Genomic DNA, 19,903 nt, shown 5'->3' on the forward strand with positions numbered 1-19,903 from the left:
CCTATGCATCGCTCCGCCCGAGTGGAGATATCCGTGGGCCCCGGCTCTGCGGCCGGGGAAGTACGGTGGCTGTGGGAGCGAGGAGCTGAAAGCGCTGGACTGGCGGCGGCCGTCTCCGCCGCTACTGCCTCAACGCCCTGCCCTCCGCGTCGAAGAGGTGCACATGCGCTGCATTGAACGTTACATGCAGGGTCGAGCCCTGATCGAGTTCGGGGGCGCCATCTAGTTTTACGGTGATCTGCGAGCCATCGGCGATGGTGACATAGGCGAGCGCGTATTCGCCGAAATGCTCGAGCACTTCGAGCGAGCCGGAGAGCAGGGCGGTGTCGGGGCTCGAGAGTTCGACATGTTCGGGACGGATGCCGAGGGTGGCGGCGCGGGCGATGTCGCCTGGCACGGTAAGCGTGCGCCCGCCCGGCAGCAACAATTCGCTGCCCTTGGGCTGGACGGTGACGAAGTTCATTTTCGGGCTGGCGATGAAGCCGGCGACGAAGGTGTTGACCGGGTGCCGATAGAGTTCGAGGGGGCTGCCGACCTGCTCGATGCGGCCGGCATTGAGGACCACGATCTTGTCGGCGAGCGTCATGGCCTCGACCTGGTCATGGGTGACGTAGATCATGGTGGCGTCGAGCTGGGAGTGGAGCTTGGCGATCTCGATGCGGGTCTGGGCGCGCAAAGCCGCGTCGAGGTTGGAGAGCGGCTCGTCAAAGAGAAAGACTTTTGGGTTGCGCACCAGCGCCCTCCCGATGGCAACGCGCTGGCGCTGGCCGCCCGAAAGGGCGCGGGGCATGCGTTCGAGATAGTCCTCGATCTGGAGGATTTTCGCGACTTCGCGCACGCGCTTGTCGATCTGCTCCTTGGGACGCTTGGCCAGCTTCAGACCGAAGGCCATGTTGTCGTAGACCGTCATATGCGGATAGAGCGCATAGGACTGGAACACCATGGCGATGCCGCGCTGAGGCGAAGGCACATCGTTAACCACCTTGTCGTCGATGGCCACCTGCCCGCCCGAGATGTGCTCGAGCCCCGCCACCATGCGCAGGAGCGTCGACTTTCCGCAGCCGGAGGGGCCGACGAAGACCACGAACTCGCCCGACTTGATCTCGAGATCGATGCCGTGGATCACCTCCAGGGGACCGTAGGACTTTCTCACATCCTTAAGGATGACGTTGGTCATGTTCTCTGTCCCTAGGTGCGGATGCGCAGGGTGGCGATTTCGAAGGGGCGCAGGTTGAGCGTCACCTTGCCGTCCTTGACCGCGATCTTCTCGCCGCCCTCTTCCATCAGGTTGACCAGTTCCACCGACTTCACCGGCAGCCCGAAGCTGATGGTCGCCCTGGCGCGACGGTTGGCGTGTTCGAAGACGCGCAGGATGAGGCCGTCGCCGTTTTCGGCCTGCTTGACGGTTTCGAGGGTGACGGAATCGGTGTCCACGCTCGCAAAGGAGAACGAGGGACCGGCGCCGGCAGGCTCGGTGCGCTGAGAAGTGTCGCCGATGACGGCCACCGGATTGTTGAAGCGCTCTGCCGCGACCTGGACCTGCTCAAGGTCCGAGACGCCCTCGTGGACGAAGAGCGCGTAGCGGAAGTGGTGTTCGCCCAGATCCGCCTCGGGCGACGGGAAGGTGGAGCCGCGCACCAGGGTGACGCGGACCAGTTGCTCGACGGCGTCATAGGCGTACTTGGCGTCGTTGATGAGCGCGGCGCCGAAATCGGCCTCGGAGATATCGACCCAGCGGTGCATCGAGGCTTCGAAGCGTGCGCGGTCCCAGCTGGTGTTGCGATGGGTGGCGCGCTTGACGTGGCCGAACTGGATTTCCGAGCGGATTTCCGAGGCGTTGAGATCGAAGGGGAACAGGGCCTTGAGCACCTGCTGGCGCTCCTGCCAATCGATGAAGGTGTCGAAGGTGACCTGGCGGGCGCCCTCCTCCAGCGAGACGACCTGCACAACTCTGGAATTGTGGTAGGGGCGCTCGATGCGGATGGCGGCGCGGTATGGGCCGGTTTCCACGACCTCGATCTTGGCCTTGGCGCCCGAGAGCGGCCAGAACTGCTCCTCGAAATAGCGGTCGATATCCCAGGCGTCCCAGTTCATCGGCTTGTCTTCATAGGCGACGAGGCGGTTGGCCTTCTCGCCGGCCTTGATGAGTTCGCGATCGGCAGTCTTGTCGATGATCGAGGTGATTTCGCCGTTCTTGTCGAAGGTGACCTTGATCAGGTCGTTTTCGAGTTTGGTGGCGGAAACCTTGAGGCTGGTGCGCAGTTTGGGGCCTGGGCCATTGACGAGGAGCGCAGTGGACCAGCCGAGTGAGGGCACCCTGGCGACCGGGGCGGCGAAGCTGGTTTCGCCATTGGCGGAGGTCAGCTGCTGGAACGGGGTGACCTGACCATCCGAGGACAAAGCCGCGCTGGCAAGGTCGCCGCCATTGAGCGAGACCAGAGCGTTGGAGCGGTCGTGGCCGGTGAAGTTGAAGAGCTTGATCTCGCCGGCCGCAGGCTTGGCGATGGCGCGGGCGGCCGTCTGCCAGGGGCCGTTGGCCGAGGCGAGGGTCGAGAAGAGCGTGGCGTATTCGGCGTCGGAGTCCACGTAGACCTCGGGGATCGAAGTGCCCGGCAGGATGTCGTGGAACTGGTTGATGAGGATGGTCTCCCAGAAGGCGTTGATGTCGTCCTTCGGGTATTTGACGCCAGCCGTCGCGGCGGCGAGGGCGGAGAGATATTCGAGCTCGCGCAGGGCACGCTCGGCGTTGCGGTTGTTGGCCTTGTTGCGGGCCACCGAGGTCAGGGTGCCGCGGTGATATTCGAGGTAGAGCTCGCCGTTCCAGACAGGGAAACGGGCTGCGTCGGCCTCCATGCGCTTGCCGAGGCGATCGAGGAAGGGAACGATGCCTTCGAGCTTGACCCTGGGGGCGCCGGGAATGCCCTTGGCGAGGCGCTGGCCGCGCTGGATCATGGCGCGGGTCGGGCCGCCGCCGCCGTCTCCGTAGCCATAGCAGACGAGGACTTCGTCGTTGACGGCCTTGGGTTCGTACCGCTTCCACGCGCCCATCACTTCACTGACCGAGAGGTCGGAATTGTAGGTGGTGAAGATGGCGTCGCTCTCGAAGCGCTGGGCGGTGATGAGCTGGGCCTTGGTGGTGGTGCCGTCGATGCCCTTCCAGAAGAAGGTGTCGTAGGGGTGCCGGTCGGTGTCGTTCCAGGAGAGCTTTGAGGTGACGAAATATTCGAGCCCGGACTTTTCCATCACCTGGGGAAGGTTGGCGGAATAGCCGAAGGTGTCGGGGAGCCAGACGACCTTGGGGGTGACGCCGAACTCTTCCTGATGGAAGCGGCGGCCGCGCATGATCTGGCGCACGAGGCTTTCGCCCGAAACGATGTTGACGTCCGGCTCCACCCACATGGCGCCTTCAATCTCGAACTGCTTGCCCTTGACCCGATCCTTGAGGCGCTTCCAGAGCTCGGGATAGTCGGTCTTGATGAAGTTGAAGAGCACCGACTGGTTATACATGAAGACGAAGTCGGGATATTCCTCCATCAGCGCGAGGACCGTGGCGAAGGAGCGCCCGGTCTTGTCGCGGGTGTGCATGACGCGCCAGAGCCAGCCGACGTCGAGATGGGTGTGGCCGACTGCCGAGATGGTGGGCTGGGTTTCGGTATCGACGAGCTTGTAGATCTGGGCGGCGATCTTTTCGGCGGCGGCGAGCGAAGCCTCGAACTCGGGCGTGACGCCATCGCGTCGGTCGAGCGCGCGCAGGGCATCATCGACGAGGTTGAGAACGGCGTGGCGGCGGCTGTCGGTCTGTGGCAGGCGGGTGGCGACCTCGAGCGGGGTCATGATGTCGTAGTAGAGCTTTTCGGCGCGCTCGTTGCGCACCATGAACTCGACCTTGAAGCCGACCAGCGGGCGATCGAAGAAGGTGAAGGCATTGACAAGCAGGGTGCGTTTGGCGCCCGGCCTGGCATTGCGGGCGACGACCAGCTCGGTGTGGTTGCCATCGATGGCCTGGGCAATGTGGCCGTCGAGATAGGCCAGGCATTGCGGATCGGTGGTGCCGGGGCGGTCCTGCCATTGCGATGTGAACTTGAGGACGAGGGTCTTGCCCTTAGCGGCCTCGGGCACCGTGACTTCAGCGGCGAACCAGGTGTGACCCTGTTTCTTGGACCAGACAGAGCGCGGCCCGAACGAGGCCCATTTGCGCCAATCGGCGCTCAGGGCCTCGTCCGCGCTTAGGTCCGCCTCGCTGTAATGCCACTGGAAGTCACCCTCGGTGGGGGTGAGGATCTTGGCGCGAAGGTCCTCGGCGAGGCGCAGGAGCTTGTTCTCCTGCTTGATATCGTCGTCGAGTAGCCCGAGCTTTCCGGCCAGCGCGTTCATTGGTCTATCCCTTCACACCAACGCCGGCGAAACCTGTGTTCATGTTCCGCCGCAAGAGGAAATAAACGCCGACCGCAGGGGCGGCGTAGATGATGGAGAAGGCCGCGAGGAACCCGTATTGCACGGCGCCCTGCTGGCCGAACGCGGCGTAGAGGCCCACCGACATGGGAAAGCCGGATTCGACGCGCGAGAAGATCAGCGGCAAGAGGAACTCGTTCCAGGCGCCGGTGAAGCTGAAGAACCAAACCACGGCGATGCCGGCCCGCGACATGGGCAGCACGACGTTGGTGAGGATCTGAAAAAGGTTGGCGCCCTCCACATAGGCGGCCTCCTCGAGCTCGATGGGCACGGTGTCGAAGAAGTTCTTGAGGAGGAGCAGCGTGAACGGCAGGTTGAGCACGGTCAGCGCGATGATGACGCCGAGCTGGTTGAGCAGGCCGGTGCGCTGCGCCGCGAAATAGAGCGGCACCAGCACGCCTGCCGACGGCAGCATGCGCAGCAGCACCAGCGTCCAGAGGAACGCGTTGCGTCCCGGGATGCGCAGGCGCGAGAGCGGATAGGCAGCCGAGATGCCGACCAGGACGCTCAGCGTGGCCGTGCCGGCGGCGATGATCACCGAATTGAGGAACTGGATGCCGGCCTTGCCGCTCACGGCGAGCGCGAAGTTATCGAGCCCGATGGAGTGCGGAATTTCGAGCCGGCCAGTCGAGGCCGGGTTGAAGGCGTTGAGGATGAGCCAGGAGAACGGGCTGATCCAGATGAGTGCCATGAAGGCCAGCGCCACGGCGGTGAGACGCGAATGAGCGGGATTGCTTTCCATCACTTGGGCTCCCGCAGCATACGCAGATAAACCAGGGACAGCAGGCCCACGATCACCAGCATGGCCACCGATATCGCGCTGCCGAAACCGAGGTTTCCGCGAGCAAAACTCTGGTTGTAGAGGAAGACTGCCAGGGTCGTCGTCTGGGTCCCTGGACCGCCGCCGGTCATGGCGAAGATCAGCGGGAAGTAGGTGAAGGTCCAGATGGTGATGAAGAGCATGTTGGTGGCGATATGCGGCCGGATGATCGGCAGCATGACCAGCCAGATGCGTTGGAACCCGGTGGCGCCGTCGACCTTGGCGGCCTCGATCACCTCGCGCGAGATCGAATCCAACGCCGCCGAAAACAGGAGGTAGGACCAGGCAGTCCCCTTCCAGATATTGGCGATGATGACGACGGGCAGCGCGTAATCGTTGATGAAGTTGATGGGCTGGAAGCCCAGCGGCACGACAATGAGCGCATTGATGAGGCCGGTCTGCGCGGTCGTCGCCGACCACAGGAACGCCGCCACGATATCGGGCAGCAGCCAGCCGAGCATGATGCAGACTTCGATGACGGTCTTGAGCGTCGAATTGCGCCCGCGCAGCAGGGCCGCCAGCAGGAAGCCGAGCACGGACTGGCCGACGATGGCCGAGAAGAAGACGAAGATGACCGTGGTCCAGAGGGATTCAAGGAAGCCGCGGCGGGTGAAGAGCCGCTGGAAATTCTCAAGGCCGACCCAGCTCCACTCGACCGACTTTTTGCCGACCAGGGCCAGGTCGGTGAAGCTGAAGGCGAAGGCCCAGGCCGTGAAGTAAAGCAGGAGACCGATCAGGAGCAGAGCGGGCAGCATGCCCACGCCGAGCAGGACCAGGTTATTGGTCAGCCAAGGGTTGGCCTGGTTCTTCATAAAGGTGTTCTCGCGCTCGATGCCGTCGAGGTAGGCGGGTGCGGAGAACGCCGGCATTGCTGCCGGGCGCGCCTGGCGCCAGCCTTGCGGCGGGAACCCACCGTCACGGCGGCATCCGGACGAACCGAAGACGCCGCCGTGCGGGGAGGAACGGGCTTATTGGTAGGTGATGACCTTGTCGGCCCCGAACTCGTCGACCAGGGCGTCGTGATAGGTCTTGATCACGTCATCGACGCTGGCCCCATCGAGGATGTCGGAGGTCGCCTGCTGCACGAGGGCGGAGACGGTCTGGTAACCCGGGACGGTGTCGCGGCCGGTGGTATCGGCAGCGAGCGCGGTGGCCTTGGCCAGGTACGGATCGGCCATGTATTCGGGCGATTCCGAGATGTCGGTACGGACGGCCATGCGGTGGTTGGCCAGCGTCCAGGCCTTGAAGTTGGCGACATCGAAGATCGTCGTCACGAGCTTGAAGGCGGCATCGGGATTGGCGGCCTTGGCGTTGACGCCGATGGTCCAGCCACCAGAGATATTGGTGGTAGCCTTGGCGCCGGGCTCACCCGAACCGGGCCACGGGGTCCAGCCGACCAGCTTGTCGCGTTCTTCGCGGCTGGGCAGATTGACGCCGTTGCAATCCCACAGGCACGCATCTTCCCAAGAGCCGGAGGCCAGGATGCCCAGCTTGCCATCGGCCAGCGCCTGGCGCACGGCAGCGCCCGGATCGGTAGCGTAATTGAGGTCCGCCGGGGTCAGCTTCTTGTCGACATAGACCTGGTGGTAGAGATCGAGCGTACGGCGCAGGGCCGGGCTGTCGCCGATCCACTGGCCAGTCTTGCGGTTGAGCAGGCGATTGCGGTCGTCATCGGGCTTATCGGCGCCGAGCAGCGCCATGTAGAAGCCCTGCATCGTCGCGGCTTCACCCTGCTTGGTGCCGGCCGGAATCTGGAAGGCGTATTCGACACCGGCATCCTTGAGCTTCTGGGCGGCGTCGAGCACATCGGCCCAGGTCTTGGGCTGCCACGGGGTGGCGATGCCGGCCTTCTGGAAGTTGGGAATGGAATACCAGAGCATGCGCACGTCGGTGTCGGTCGGCAGCGCATAGACGTGGCCGTCATAGGAGGCCACTTCGAGCAGGCCCTTCATGTAATACTGGTACTGGTCCCAGGCGGCGGCCTTCTCGTCGAGCGGCATGAGATAGCCGGACGAGGCGAGCTCTGAGACCATGAAGCTGTCCATCTGGACAACGTCGGAAGCGGTACCGGCGGAGAGGTCGAGCGCGATGCGCTGGTCGTAGCCGGCACCGGGCAGCTTGATGGCATTGACCTTGTCGCCAGTCTCCTTTTCGTAGGCAGCGATGCCGGGCTCGACGAGCGATGCGAGCCATTCGGCATACATGATAGAGACTTCGGCCTTGGCAGGAATTGCGGCCGTCGCCAGCAGCGTAAACGCCGTGGCAGACGCCAGCAGAGTGCGTCTGATCATGAAATCCTCCTCCGATTTTTGAATCCGTGCTCCAGAGCCTCCCAGGCCGGCACGGCTGCACTCCTCCAAGTGCAGGCGCAGCTAAGCGTAGTTTTTGCAACGTTGCAATAGAAACCGAATGTGAATCGAAGGAATGCGTGATGACCACCGGTTATCACGTTTATATTCAATAGCTTACATGCATACAGACCTGCAAACTCTGCTCATCGATCATGCTTTTGGCATATTGTATCGTTGCAAACTTCCTGTATATCGATGGACCAATGGACGGGCCGAAAATCGGCACGGCAAGCCCACTACGATGACGAAGACACGAAGACCCCCTGCCCCGGCTGCAAAGCGCGCCACCCTCAAGACGATCTCGGAATTGACGGGCCTGAGCCTGTCGACGGTATCGCTATCGCTGCGCGGCGGCGCCTCCCTCAAGGAAGAGACGCGGCGCAAGGTGGCCGAGGCGGCGGCGAGCGTCGGCTACGTCCCCGACCGCGCCGGCGTGCGCCTGCGGACAGGCAAGACCAATGTGATTGCGCTGGTGCTCGATGGCGCCGAGGACTCGATCGATTTCGCGCGCTACCTGATCCAGGGGATCGGGCATGCGATCAAGGGCACACGCTACCATCTCACGGTGATACCGGAGTTCGAGCGGAACTACTCGGTGGAGTCGGTACGCTACATCCTCGAGAACCGCACGGCGGACGGGGTGATCATCACCCATACGGGCCCGCGCGACCCGCGAGTGAAACTGCTGATGGACAACGACTTCCCGTTCGTCAGCCATGGGCGCACGGAGTTCTTCACGCCGCACCCCTACCACGACTTCCATTCCGAGCTGTTCGCGCAGATGGCGGTGGAGCGCCTGGTCGAGAAGGGTTGCCGGGACCTGATGCTGCTTATCGGGGACGATCGGACGAACAATTACCACAACATCGTTACGGCCTTCGAACGAGCGGCGGCGCGGCTCAAGGTCGAGACGCGGGTGCTCGACCACTCGACCGGCATTACCGCCAAGGATACGCGGAGCTTTGCGCGCGAACTGGTAAGCGGGGCCAACCGACCGGACGGCATCATCTGCGGTGGCGAGCTGCGGGCGATATCGGTGATCAGCGGATTGCAGGAAGCAGGCGTCGTGATCGGGGAGGACCTGCACTTCATCTCCAAGCAGACCTCGGACATCCTCGGCACGCTGTTCCCGCATGTCGATACGATCGAGGAGGATGTCTACGCGGCCGGACTGGAACTCACCCGGTTGCTGCTGCGGCGGATCGAAGGCGAGGATGCAGCGGGGCTGCAGACACTGGCCGAACCGCTGGCGCATTGGCGGGAGTGATCCTCCCTCAGGCCCCTACCCTCGCGTCGGCGCGAACCTTTGCCACCAGCTGGGTGGCAAGCTCCTTCAGCCGTTCTATCTCGTCATCGGAGAGCGTGCGCGGTTCGTAGGCGATGATCGCCAGCGCGCCGACGGGCTCGTCGTCGACCAGCAGCGGGACGGCGGCGTAGAAGTCGATGCCGTTGGACTGGAGGTAGAGGTTGGGTTCCTCCGCGTCCTGGGCGCCGGCGATGAGGGGATCGCCGGTTTCCGTGACGGTCTGGGTCAGGCGATAGGCGTCGGCGTCGTCGCGATGGCGTTCGTCGGAGAGAAGATTGATCGTCGCGAGCGGGACACCCATGGCTTCGGCGACCTCTTCGAGCGCCGCGACTAGCGCAGCGCTGTCGCGAGGGATGGTGAAACGCTCGGCGAGGGACTCGGGAGCGGTGGCCGGCTTGAAGCGCTCGGCGATGTAGTCCGTGGCTTCGGCGACGCTGCGTACGAGCTTGTCGACCCGCAGGTCGGCGGCGGTTTCGGAGGCAGCGTTGGGGTGAAGGTGACAGACGATCACCTCCACGTCAGGCGCCATGCGGTGGAGGCGGCGCGCAACGTAGCGGGTTTGCACCTTGATGTCGGCGCCGAGATAGCAAAGGCAGATGGCTGATATGCCGTCGAGCTCGACCTGGCCGATGCTCTCCTGGCGAACGGCGATGGGTGGCAGCACCTTCGAGCCGACGCCCTCGGTGGCAAGCTGGCGTGCCATGACCTTGGCCTGCGCTTCGTCGATTTCGGTGCGACCGCCGACGATGAGGATGGTCGCTGGCTCCGGCATTTCAACGGCGAATTCCTCGATGAGGGCCTCGGTGGTCTCGGCGATGCGGCTGCGCTGGGCGAGCGCCTCGGGGGCGTCGGAGAGTTCGGTGGCAGCGAGCGCGAGAGCGCCGGAGACGAGATCCTCGAAGACTTCGTCCTCGTCGGTTTCCTCGGCCTCCTCCTCGGCGATCTCTACCGCCTCCTCGATGTCGCCGCGCAGCATGCGCTGATAGAGCCGCTCCCTGGGCTCGAGGACGGGATCGGAGCCGAAGAGGGTTTCGAAGACCTGAAGCTGCGGGATGTAGCGTCCGATGACGACGAGGCAGACGGTGATGGGTGTCGAGAGGACGAGACCGACCGGTCCCCAGAGCGTTGCCCAGAACATGGCCGAGAGCAGGATGGCGACCGGCGAGACGCCGGTGCTGGAGCCGTAGAGGCGCGGCTCGACGACATTGGCGACGGTCTGGTCGAGCACGACGAAGAAGGCGGCGGTGACGATGACCATGGTCCAGCCGCTATCGACGGCGAGCGCGAGGCCGATGGGCATTACGGCAACGAGCAGCGCGCCGACGAAGGGGATGTAGCGGAAGACGACGATCATGAGGCCCCAGAGCATGGCGCCGGGCACGCCAATGATCGCCAGCCCCGTGGCGAAGATGATGCCGTAGCAGACGTTGATGCAGACCTGGATGAGGAGGTAGCGGCCGACGCGGGCGCTGGCGTCGTTGAGGGCGAGGTTGGTGGTGCTGTAGTCGCCGCGGCCGACGAGGCGGATGAAGCGCTCCTGCAGGTCTTCGCGGCCCATGAGGAGGAAGATCAGGAACACGGTGACGATGGCGCCGGTGGCGAGGGGGCCGAGCACGGAGCCCAGCACGCCGGTGACCATGCCCAGGGGGCTGGCGAGATCGTTCGTGATGCGGACGGGTACTGAATTCTCGGTACTGGCACCGGGCTGGCCGCCGCCGAATTGCTGCTCGAGGGTATCGATGGCCTCGATGATGTTCTGGAACAACCCGTTGCGGCCGCCGAGCTGATCCTTGATCAGGGCGAACTTGGAGCTGACGGCGCTCTGGTATTGCGGCAGGTCGGCGGCGAGGCGCGCAAACTGGGTGCCGACCAGGTAGCTGAAGCAGGCGAGAACGAAGAGGGCCAGCACCACTGCGACGACGACCGCCAGCGGATCGGGGAGGCGCAGGCGGCGCCCGAGCAGGCCGACCAGCGGAGCCAGGGCAAAGGCCATGAGCACCGAGAGGACCAGTGGCACCAGGATGCCGGCGCCGAAATAGAGAAGACCGGTGACTAACGCGAAGATCGCGACGGCGTGGAAAACGCTCTCGAGCGAGCGAATGGGAGGGGCCGGCAATTGCTGCATCGTGGTGCCCAGAGGGGATGAAGCGGATAGAACAGGCGAGCGGCGATTAAGTTCCTGAGCCTTATGATCTATCAGCTTTTTCGAGCACGCGCGGAAACGTCGCCGGCGACCTCGGGTTCCCTGACAAGGGGTTGATCACAATGCAGGAACCATGCGGGGAAGCGTTCGTTCAGCTCTCACAACAAGGAGAGAAACGATGGATTGGAACCGCGTTGAAGGCAGCTGGAAGCAGTTGACGGGCAAGGTCAAGGAACAGTGGGGCAAACTCACGGACGACGACATCACCCAGATCAACGGCAGCCGAGAACAGCTGGAGGGTAAACTCCAGGAACGCTACGGCAAGGCCAAGGACGAGGTCCGCAAGGAGATCGACGACTGGTACAACCGGCAGACCTGGTAAACAGGCAGTCGACACAGACGAGCCCCGCTTCGGCGGGGCTTTTTGTTGTGCGCTATTGGTTGAGCAGCAGGGCCTCGACCTGACGCCGCAGGTAGTCAGCAACGGCAGCGGCTTCGACCTGACGGTCACGCCAATCGTCGGTGGCGGTGCCAACATAGGCGGCGCTGGCGAGGGTGAGCGTGGCGGCGACGGCCGGCGGCACTTGCGGGATGACCCATTGGGCGGCGGCATCCTTGGAGAGGAAGTCGCCGTGGGCGGCGGTGCGCCACATGCGGGCAAGGGTCAGGAGGACGTTCCGTTCGTCGCCGACGAGATTATCGACAAGCGCAGGGATGGCGGTGCTCATGGCCTGCCGGATCTGCTCGGCGGAGATTGGCGGGAGGAGTGAGGCGAGCGGTGGTCCGGCCAGGGTGACGGATGCCTTTCGGGCCTGGGCGAGCAGCAGGGTAATCTCGGGATCGGCGAGCGGCGTCGGGATCTCGCCGGCCTCGAAGCCATCGCGCAGCCATTCGCCGTAGAGGAATTCGGTGCGGGCGGGAAAGGACGGCGCGGCAAGGGTGGAAGTGAGAAAGACTATCAACTCGATGCAGCGCGGGCCGGCGGGATCGGGCGGATAGCGGCCCGATAGCCGGAGGAGTTCGGCCAGGAGCTTGCGGCGGGAAGCGTCGTCGAGCGGGCGATCGAGGACGAGTAGAAGATCGACATCGCTTCGGGGGCGCAGGCCGCTGGTGGCGGCCGAACCGTGGAGGTAGATGCCGACCAAGGCGTCGCCGAAGAGGTCACGGGCGAGGCCGGCAACGGCATGGGCTTCGGCGGGGATATCCACGGGTCTCTCCTTCCGGCGGCGGCCAGTTTTTGCGGCGCGGAGCGAAGGCGGCTATTGGTTGGCGACCACCACCTTGAGGGATGAGACTTATGACCGCGGCGCGGCTTTATGTCATCACCGGCGCGATGGCGGCGGGAAAATCGACCACGGCGGAAGCGCTGGCGCGGCGGCTGCCGCGATCGGTGCATCTGCGGGGCGACGTGTTTCGCAAGATGATCGTCAACGGCGCGGCGCAGATGGGGCCGGAGCTGAACGAGGACGGACTGGCGCAGCTGGTGCTGCGGCAACGGCTCGCGTGCGATGCGGCGCGGCGCTATGTCGAGGCCGGGTTTTCAGTGATCTACCAGGACATCATCCTGGGGCCGATGCTGGCGCAGGTGGTGGAGTGGCTGGGCGATCTCGACCCTGTGGTGGTCGTGCTGGCGCCGCGCGTGGATGTGCTGGCGGAACGCGACAGATTGCGGACGAAAACCGGCTATTCCGCAGAATTCCAGCCATCCGTACTGGCGGAAGAAATCAGTTTGCGTACGCCCAATATCGGGCTGCGACTCGACACTTCAGACATGAGCACCGAGCAAGCCGTCGATGCGATTCTGGCATTCCGGAACTGATATATCAGATACCGCCGAATCGCTGCTCCTATGGCTGTCATGTTCACTGATAACGTTGATCATGTGCACGGCTATTGCAGAATAGTTCTCTATCGCGATCGATCACGTTACCGTTATTCGCACCCCTTATCTTCATTCATCCGTAAATGCACGGATTTTGAAAACCGGTATCCAATTATCATGTTTAGATACTATTCACGGTTTCGATATGTGCGTCCGTAGTCTTGAATGACGGGCATCTAACGTAAAATTAACCCAGATACACGCCAGATAAATGCGCGTTACCTCAGTAAACATACGGAGGTACGGCAAATTCTACTTGTCTTTTGGGGGCAAAATGCGTGGGCATTTTTCAAATTTCATATCCAGATTGCAGTTAGGGACCAAACTCGGCATCTCCTCGGGCCTAGGCATCGTGCTGGTTGCCTGCATGATCGCCAACGGCCTGCTCAGCAACCATGCGACTCGGCTCAGTTCCGATGCCGAAGCCGTACAGTCTACCATCGCCCAGAACCTGATGAATGCAGAGGCCAAGCTGCGGGCGCTGCAGGTGGGGACGCGCGACATTCGCCTGGCTGCGTCGCCGGAAGCGGCGGCGGAGGCCGCCAAGATGGCCGACGGCCAATTTACCGAGATGACAGAGCTACTTGACAGCGTCACCCCGCTCTTCCTCAGCGAGGAAAACCGGCAGCGAGTGCTCAAGGTGAAGGGGCTGAGCGAGAGCTATTACGCCCTGACCAAAACGCTGCTCGACACCGTGCATAAGGAAATGGCGGCCGGCACCAACATGGCGCAGATGGCTGCCGCGTCGGGCCTCAACAGCGAGCGCGCGGCCATAGAGGCCGAGATGAACGCGCATGCCCGCGAGATGGTGTCGCTGATCGGGGAAGGCGTGGAAGTGGGCAAGCGCACTTCGGAGCAGGCCCGGGCGGATGCCAATGCGCAATCGGCGCAGGCGCAGCTCATCTCCAACATCGTCGGCGGCATCGTGGTGCTGGTGCTGATCGGGGCGGCGATTTTCGGCGTGGTATCGATCGCCCGGCCGATCCGCCGGATCACGACGAGCATGGGCGAGCTGGCCGAGGGTCATCTCGAGGCCGAGGTGCCGTATCTGGGCCGCGGCGACGAGATCGGCGCGATGGCCGAGGCGGTGCAGGTGTTCCGCGAGAACGCCATCAAGGTCGCTGCCATGGCCGAGGAAGAACTCGACCGGGCGCAGAAAGCGGCCGAGCGGGCGCAGATGATGGAGCGCTTCCAGAACGCCTTCGACGGCGTGGTGGCGGCGACGCTGGAAGGCGATTTCTCCAAGCGCATGAACTCCAAGTTCGCCGACCCCGAGATCGACCGTATCTCGGTCAATTTCGATACGCTACTCGAGACCGTGAATACGGGCCTGGGCGAAGCCGGCGAAGTGCTGGCGGCCCTGGCCGATACCGACCTCACTAAGCGGGTGAGCGGGGACTACAAGGGCGCCTTCGCGCGGCTCAAGGCCGACACCAACAAGGTGGCGGACAAGCTGACCGAGGTCATTACCCAGCTGCGCCATACGTCACGGGCGCTCAAGACTGCTACCGGGGAGATCCTCTCGGGCGCGAACGACCTGGCCGAGCGTACCACCAAGCAGGCGGCGGCCATCGAAGAGACTTCGGCGGCGATGGAGCAATTGGCCAATACGGTGGTCGAGAACGCCAAGCGGGCCGAGGACGCCAGCGCCAAGGGCCGCTCGGTGGCCCAGGCGGCCGAGGATGGCGGGGCGGTGATGCGCCAGGCCAATGAGGCGATGGAGCGGATCACGGCCTCTTCCGCGCAGATCGCCAATATCATCGGCATGATGGACGACATCGCCTTCCAGACGAACCTGCTGGCGCTCAACGCGTCGGTAGAGGCGGCACGCGCGGGCGAGGCCGGCAAGGGCTTTGCCGTCGTGGCCGTGGAAGTGCGGCGGCTGGCGCAATCGGCGGCGGAGGCTTCCTCGGAGGTCAAGGCGCTGATCGAGCGAAGCGCAGGCGAAGTGAGCGGCGGCTCGCAACTCGTATCGAGGGCAGCGGTGCGGCTGGGCGAAGTGCTGACGGCGATGCGGGAGAACGCGGCGCTGATCGACGCCATCGCCTCGGCGAGCGGCGAGCAGGCTTCGGCCATTGCCGAGGTGACGACCGCCGTGCGGGTGATGGACGAGATGACCCAGCACAACGCCGCGCTGGTCGAGGAGACCAATGCGGCCATCGAGCAGACCGAGGGCCAGGCGGTGGAGCTCGACCGGATCGTCGAGATCTTCGTGATCGACGCCAATGCAGAGAGCAGCGCGTCCTATGGCGGCGGCCAGGGTGGTGGCGGTTCGTCGCTGCGTCGGGGGCTGGGCATGCTCAAGGGCAAGATGGCCTCGGCCGCCAGCTACCTGACCAGCGGTTCCGCTGCGCTCAAGGCGCAGGACTAAGCAGGCGAACGTGATAGTCTTGCGGCGGGCGACTGCCGCAGGACAACCTTGTCGGGGCCGCCCAGGAGCGCCGGCACGTGACCAATGTTCTCATCCTCGGGGCAAGCGGGCAGATTGCCCGCCATGTCATCAGCTTCCTTCATGACCACCCATCGATCCGGACCACGCTGTTCCTGAGGGACGCGGGCAAGCTGGGCGATCTCGACGTTTCGGGCATGCGCGTCGTCGAGGGTGACGTAGCGGACAGGGCGGCGCTTGCCGAGGCCATGGCGGGGCAGGATATCGTCTATGCGAACCTGGCGGGGCCGGTGGATGCGCTGGCGCGGACGATCGTGGAGGTTATGAAAGAGACCGGGGTGAAGCGGCTGATCTTCATCACGACGCTGGGGATCTATGACGAGGTGCCGGGAGCGTTCGGCGCGTGGAACAACGCGATGATCGGGGAGGACATTCCGCCCTATCGGCGGGCGGCGGATCTCATCGAGGGATCGGGGCTGGACTATACCATCGTGCGGCCGGCCTGGCTGACCGATGCGGACGAGGTCAGCTACGAGACGACACAGAAGGGCGAGGCGTTCAAGGGAACCGAGGTTTCGCGCAAGAGCGTGGCGGCGTTCGTGGCGAGCGTGCTGGAGAACCCGACATTGGCCTCGCGCGGGAGCGTGGGCGTGGACAAGCCCGGGACTGAGGGAGACAAGCCCGCGTTCTATTGAAGTTATCCCCCGCGAGCGGAGGGCGTGCGCCGGAGGCGCGGTTTGCCGGGTCGGAGGGGGTCAAGAGGTCGGCCGACCAAGCGCCGTAGAGGGTGACCGGCAGGCGGCGTGAAACATTGAAATGTTTCACGGGTGTTTTTTCGCGGGTTTTTCGACACCTTCAACCAGATAAGTATCTGATATTTATCGATATTTCTTCGCGCGAACGCTGCAAATCGTTAAATTTTGACTCAATCTCGGGCCATCTTTGGCGAACTTTTCGGGGTTTTGGCGACAAATCGAGTGCTTTTCGTGCATCTTGAAACGGGTGTCTTCCAGCTATCGGTACGCGGCTCCCTGGGTGTTGGTTTTCCATTGTAGCGCGGTGGATCGGGGGGGGGGACAGATTGAGGGGCGGGATGGAGTTATCCCCCGCCTCGCCCAGGTTCAGCGCAGGACGCGGTAGCGGAGATGGGTGACGCCGTCGCCGGCGAGGGCGCGGATGGGTTCGAGTTCGCGCTGGCCGACACCGAGATGTTCGAAGAGGCGACGACCGTCGCCGAAGAGCACGGGAATGAGGTGGATTTCGAGCTCGTCGAGCAGGCCCTCGCGCAGGGCTCGCTGGGCGATGCCTGCGCCGTGGACGAGGACGTTTCGGTCACCCGCGGCGCGCCTGGCCTCGCGCATGGCGAAGGCAAGATCATCGACATAGTGCACGAGCGGCCAATCGGCGGCCCAGGCGGGCGCAGGGTGGCGGCTGAGGATGTAGATGGCGGCGCCATCGTGGTGATCGCCATTCCAGCCGCCGGCCGGCTCGAAGGTGCCGCGGCCGGCGACGATGGCGCCTGTGGCCATCATCTCGTCGTAGATCTGACGGTTGACGCCGGAGAGGCGGGCGGTCGCCGCTTCGAAATCGCCGCCTTCGGCACCCGGGAAAACCCATTCGTGGAGACGGCCGCCACCATCGCCGAGGCCGTTGCCGGGACCTTCATTGGGGCCGGCAATGAAGCCATCGAGGGTCATGGACATATAGAGCACGGTCGCAGACATCGCTTTTTCCTCCTGCATCGGATGAGGCAGCGCATCGGCGCTGTCACCGTCACGACGAATGCGGCGGAGCGATTTCGACATGGGACGGCAAAGCGCAAGCGAGGCCTGCGCCCTGCCCGACTTTTGCGTCCAGGATCCCTACTCAATAAGTCCCGGCGCCACCAGAGCGCTTATCTCCCCGTCCGACAGTCTGCCGCGCCACAACCACTGAACTTCCCCGGCCGCAGAGCCGGGGCCCACGGATTTCTCCACTCGAGTGGAGGGGTGCAATGGGCCCCGGATCAAGTCCGGGGAAGTCCGGTGGGTGGGGCGGCCGTCGCAACCTCACCTGCCGGTGCAATTTGGGTACGGACCCTAGGCCTGGCCGGCGGGTGGAACGATGACGCCGTTGGGGCTGGCCTGATCGACAGCCGCCGGCAGGTGCTGGGCAAGGACCGAGGCGACCTGGTTGAGCGGAATGCCCATGGAAGCGGCCAGTTGCTGCAGGTGCTGGTCGCCCAGGGCGGCTTCGATCTGCGCGGCGGTGACCGGCAGGTTGGAATTGGGCCCGAGCCAGGAAGCGACCTGATCGCCAAGACCGGCCTGCTTGAGCTTGGCGAGGATGCCGTCATAGCCGCCGGCGCCCTGGAAGGCCTGGCCGAGCACGCCCTGGATGCCGCCGCGCTGCGCCAGTTCGTTCTGAAGAATGCCTTCGAACTGATCCAAAAGTCCCATCTGAAACCTCCTTTGAAGTTCGTTGAACGAACTCCTGATCGTTGTCTGGTACGCGGATGCCGGGCAAGGCGTGGAGGCCCTGCCCGGCCGCTATTCTAGCCCTTCAGGCGGGCATTGCAGATACTGTAATAACCGCCGCCGGCCTGGACCCAGGTGAGACCGGCCAGGCCATTACTGGCCTTATCCTGCCGATATTGATCGAGGCAGGTGTGCATGCGGGCCTTGCCGGCGGTTTCGCTGGCATATTTGGCAGCGACGGCCCGCGGGAAGACCACGCCCTTGGGGGCAACGGCATTGGTGGCGGGCGGCTCGACCGCGTTTTCGGTGTTGGCGACGTTGGGTTCGCTGGTGGGGGCAGCGGCGGCCGGTGCCTTGGTAGTGTTGCGGGCGGCGCTCTTGGGCGCCACGGCAGCGGCGGGGGTGGGCGTGGCAGTGGCCGCGGCGGTGCTGGCGCACTGGGCTTTTCGGAAGTCGTTCCACGAAGCGCCGTTGAGCGTGCCGGCGGTCTTGGCGGCCTGGTACTTGGCGCTGCATTCGCTGGTGCTCAGCGCCATTGCGGGGGAAGCGGCGGCCGCGAGCATTGCCAGGCCCGCTGCGGCGACGGCCAATCGAATAATCATCATCTCAACCTCCTCGGACGGCCGGAGGATCGAAGCGTTTCGCGAGGTCCGGCTGGGCGTCCATTCACTGCCTGGCCGCCTCGTCAGCGGTCATCGCGCGGGGAAGCGCGACGAGGGATAGAGAAGATCAGAAATAAAGCAGAAATATGCGATCAGAACGGCGGAGGCACGGTGTTTTGCAGGAGATTGCGGCAGAGGCGGAAGGGCGCATGCGCGCGGATGCTGGAGGAATTGTGGCTGTATTGTTTCTGTAGCGATATTTTGCGTTGTTCTGCGAAATGAAAAAAGGCAGCCGGTGGGGCTGCCTTTTTCGGGATCGACCGGCCTGAGGCTAGTTCGCTTTCACCAGCACCACGCGGCGGTTTTTGGCGCGACCGTCATCGGTGTCGTTGGTGGCGATTGGCGCCATCATGCCGGCGCCGGCTGCGGTGAGGCGCTTGGGGTCGATGCCGTATTCGGAGGCAAGCGTCGCCTTGACGGCCTGGGCGCGACGAGAGGAGAGGTCGAGGTTGTAATCGAAGCTGCCCTGGTTGTCGGTGTGGCCGACGACGAGCACCGCCATGTTGGGATCGTTGCCGAGGAGAGTGGCGATCTCCTTGAGGGTGGGAGCGGATTCCGGCTTCAGGTCGGCCTTGTCGGTGTCGAAATAGATGCCGTAGAGCGAAATCGAACCAGTCGTGGTGAGCGATTCCTCCATCTTGGCGGCTTCGACCACGACCATCTTCTTGTCGCGGCCCTTGGGTTCGAGCACCTGGACGACGGCGATGGTGCGGCCGTTCAGTTCCTTGCAGTAGAGGTCATCGATCAGTGTGTAGGTCTGCACGGTGACATAGGCGTCGCCAGCTTCCTGCGGGACCCTGGCGGTGAAGTAGCGCTGGTCGTTGATGCCCGAGGTCAGGGCGCAGGCGCCGTTGGAGAAGGCCTCGTCCTTCAGGTCGCTCTCGTGGAAGAAGTACATCATGAGGCTCATCTGGTTGCCGCCACCGCTCGATGAGCGATCCGCCGCGCCGCCACACTCTTCCTTCTTGCACTCGAAGAGGACCTCGCCGCCCTCCCCCTCGATGACGTCCTGGTAATTGCGCAGGACTTCGAGCGGCGAGCGCTCGGCGGGGAGGACGTAGGCGATGCGCGTCAGGGCGCCTTCGAGCTCGACCGACTGCTCGGGGACGTAGACGCGGTTGTTCATGGAGTCGACGGCGCTCTCGTCGGCGCTCGGCTTGAGCGGGGAGAGGGGCGCCTCGAAATCGGTATAGGCGAGCTTTTCATACGAGACGATGAAGGAGCCCTCGTAGCGCTTGGCAAGCGTGCTGTCGGCGGCGCCGGCAAGATCCTCGGTCGGCACGGTGGCATCAGCGAAGGCCGAGGCAGTCAAGGCAAACACTATCGCGAGCGCGGCAAGAGCGACCTCCGCGACCCGATGCAAGTTGCGCGTTTTCAACGTTATCCCCTTTGCGTGAAACCCCCCCGCTCATCAGAAATCACACAAAGCCCCCGCCCGACAA

General features: G+C 64.0%; 16 protein-coding genes. 5 read left to right on the top strand and 11 right to left on the bottom strand.

Annotation, left to right across the window (positions count from 1 at the left end; genetic code table 11):
• Positions 1–121: 121 nt before the first annotated feature.
• From JNE37_RS02900 to JNE37_RS02920, 5 genes are all read right to left on the bottom strand, one after another.
• Positions 122–1,177, bottom strand: a complete 1,056-nt coding sequence (locus JNE37_RS02900) for an ABC transporter ATP-binding protein (RefSeq protein ID WP_203065248.1) — start codon at positions 1,175–1,177, stop codon at positions 122–124.
• Positions 1,178–1,188: 11 nt separating this feature from the next.
• A complete protein-coding gene (locus JNE37_RS02905) occupies positions 1,189–4,374 on the bottom strand; it encodes an alpha-mannosidase (protein WP_203065249.1) in 3,186 nt (1,061 codons plus the stop codon).
• 4 nt (positions 4,375–4,378) lie between these two features.
• Positions 4,379–5,194: a carbohydrate ABC transporter permease gene (locus JNE37_RS02910; protein ID WP_203065250.1), complete on the bottom strand. Its 816-nt coding sequence runs from the start codon at positions 5,192–5,194 to the stop codon at positions 4,379–4,381.
• Positions 5,194–6,141 carry a carbohydrate ABC transporter permease gene (locus tag JNE37_RS02915; protein WP_052015699.1) on the bottom strand — a complete coding sequence of 316 codons (948 nt, stop codon included), beginning with the start codon at positions 6,139–6,141 and terminating at the stop codon, positions 5,194–5,196. Before JNE37_RS02915 ends, JNE37_RS02910 begins: the two co-directional genes overlap by 1 nt.
• Before the next feature lie 99 nt (positions 6,142–6,240).
• Positions 6,241–7,563 carry an extracellular solute-binding protein gene (locus JNE37_RS02920; RefSeq protein ID WP_035089732.1) on the bottom strand — a complete coding sequence of 441 codons (1,323 nt, stop codon included), beginning with the start codon at positions 7,561–7,563 and terminating at the stop codon, positions 6,241–6,243.
• Positions 7,564–7,930: 367 nt separating this feature from the next.
• Here JNE37_RS02920 and JNE37_RS02925 point away from each other — a divergent pair, with 367 nt between their 5' ends.
• Positions 7,931–8,890 (top strand): LacI family transcriptional regulator, encoded by a 960-nt coding sequence (locus JNE37_RS02925; RefSeq protein WP_203065251.1) that lies wholly within the window; start codon positions 7,931–7,933, stop codon positions 8,888–8,890.
• A 7-nt stretch (positions 8,891–8,897) separates the two neighbouring features.
• Here the strand turns inward: JNE37_RS02925 and JNE37_RS02930 are convergent, their stop codons facing one another.
• Entirely contained in the window at positions 8,898–11,054 is a 2,157-nt protein-coding gene (locus JNE37_RS02930; protein WP_203065252.1) for an AI-2E family transporter, read from the bottom strand.
• 196 nt (positions 11,055–11,250) lie between these two features.
• On the opposite strand from JNE37_RS02930, the gene JNE37_RS02935 reads away from it, so the two are divergent.
• Entirely contained in the window at positions 11,251–11,454 is a 204-nt protein-coding gene (locus tag JNE37_RS02935; RefSeq protein WP_035036325.1) for a CsbD family protein, read from the top strand.
• Between the two features lie 52 nt (positions 11,455–11,506).
• Here the strand turns inward: JNE37_RS02935 and JNE37_RS02940 are convergent, their stop codons facing one another.
• Positions 11,507–12,280, bottom strand: coding sequence for an aminoglycoside adenylyltransferase domain-containing protein (locus JNE37_RS02940; RefSeq protein ID WP_203065253.1), 774 nt, complete (start codon positions 12,278–12,280; stop codon positions 11,507–11,509).
• Between the two features lie 89 nt (positions 12,281–12,369).
• Here JNE37_RS02940 and JNE37_RS02945 point away from each other — a divergent pair, with 89 nt between their 5' ends.
• The 3 genes from JNE37_RS02945 (at position 12,370) to JNE37_RS02955 (ending at position 16,038) form a co-directional block, all read left to right on the top strand.
• Positions 12,370–12,891: an AAA family ATPase gene (locus tag JNE37_RS02945; RefSeq protein ID WP_203065254.1), complete on the top strand. Its 522-nt coding sequence runs from the start codon at positions 12,370–12,372 to the stop codon at positions 12,889–12,891.
• Positions 12,892–13,261: 370 nt separating this feature from the next.
• Complete coding sequence (locus tag JNE37_RS02950; RefSeq protein ID WP_246513479.1) at positions 13,262–15,325, top strand: methyl-accepting chemotaxis protein; 2,064 nt, start codon at positions 13,262–13,264, stop codon at positions 15,323–15,325.
• A gap of 77 nt (positions 15,326–15,402) precedes the next feature.
• Positions 15,403–16,038 (top strand): SDR family oxidoreductase, encoded by a 636-nt coding sequence (locus JNE37_RS02955; RefSeq protein ID WP_203065255.1) that lies wholly within the window; start codon positions 15,403–15,405, stop codon positions 16,036–16,038.
• A gap of 426 nt (positions 16,039–16,464) precedes the next feature.
• Here JNE37_RS02955 and JNE37_RS02960 read toward each other — a convergent pair whose 3' ends face one another.
• From JNE37_RS02960 to JNE37_RS02975, 4 genes are all read right to left on the bottom strand, one after another.
• On the bottom strand, positions 16,465–17,067 hold the full coding sequence (locus JNE37_RS02960; protein ID WP_203065256.1) for a dihydrofolate reductase family protein: 603 nt from the start codon (positions 17,065–17,067) through the stop codon (positions 16,465–16,467).
• 354 nt (positions 17,068–17,421) lie between these two features.
• Positions 17,422–17,781 carry a YidB family protein gene (locus JNE37_RS02965; RefSeq protein WP_035089740.1) on the bottom strand — a complete coding sequence of 120 codons (360 nt, stop codon included), beginning with the start codon at positions 17,779–17,781 and terminating at the stop codon, positions 17,422–17,424.
• Positions 17,782–17,876: 95 nt separating this feature from the next.
• A complete protein-coding gene (locus JNE37_RS02970; RefSeq protein WP_203066303.1) occupies positions 17,877–18,401 on the bottom strand; it encodes a hypothetical protein in 525 nt (174 codons plus the stop codon).
• Positions 18,402–18,732: 331 nt separating this feature from the next.
• The gene (locus JNE37_RS02975; RefSeq protein ID WP_246513480.1) at positions 18,733–19,839 is read right to left on the bottom strand and encodes a DUF4892 domain-containing protein; all 1,107 of its coding nucleotides are present in this window, start codon (positions 19,837–19,839) and stop codon (positions 18,733–18,735) included.
• Positions 19,840–19,903: the final 64 nt, after the last annotated feature.

This window comes from Paradevosia shaoguanensis (genome assembly GCF_016801025.1).
GTDB lineage: Bacteria > Pseudomonadota > Alphaproteobacteria > Rhizobiales > Devosiaceae > Paradevosia > Paradevosia shaoguanensis.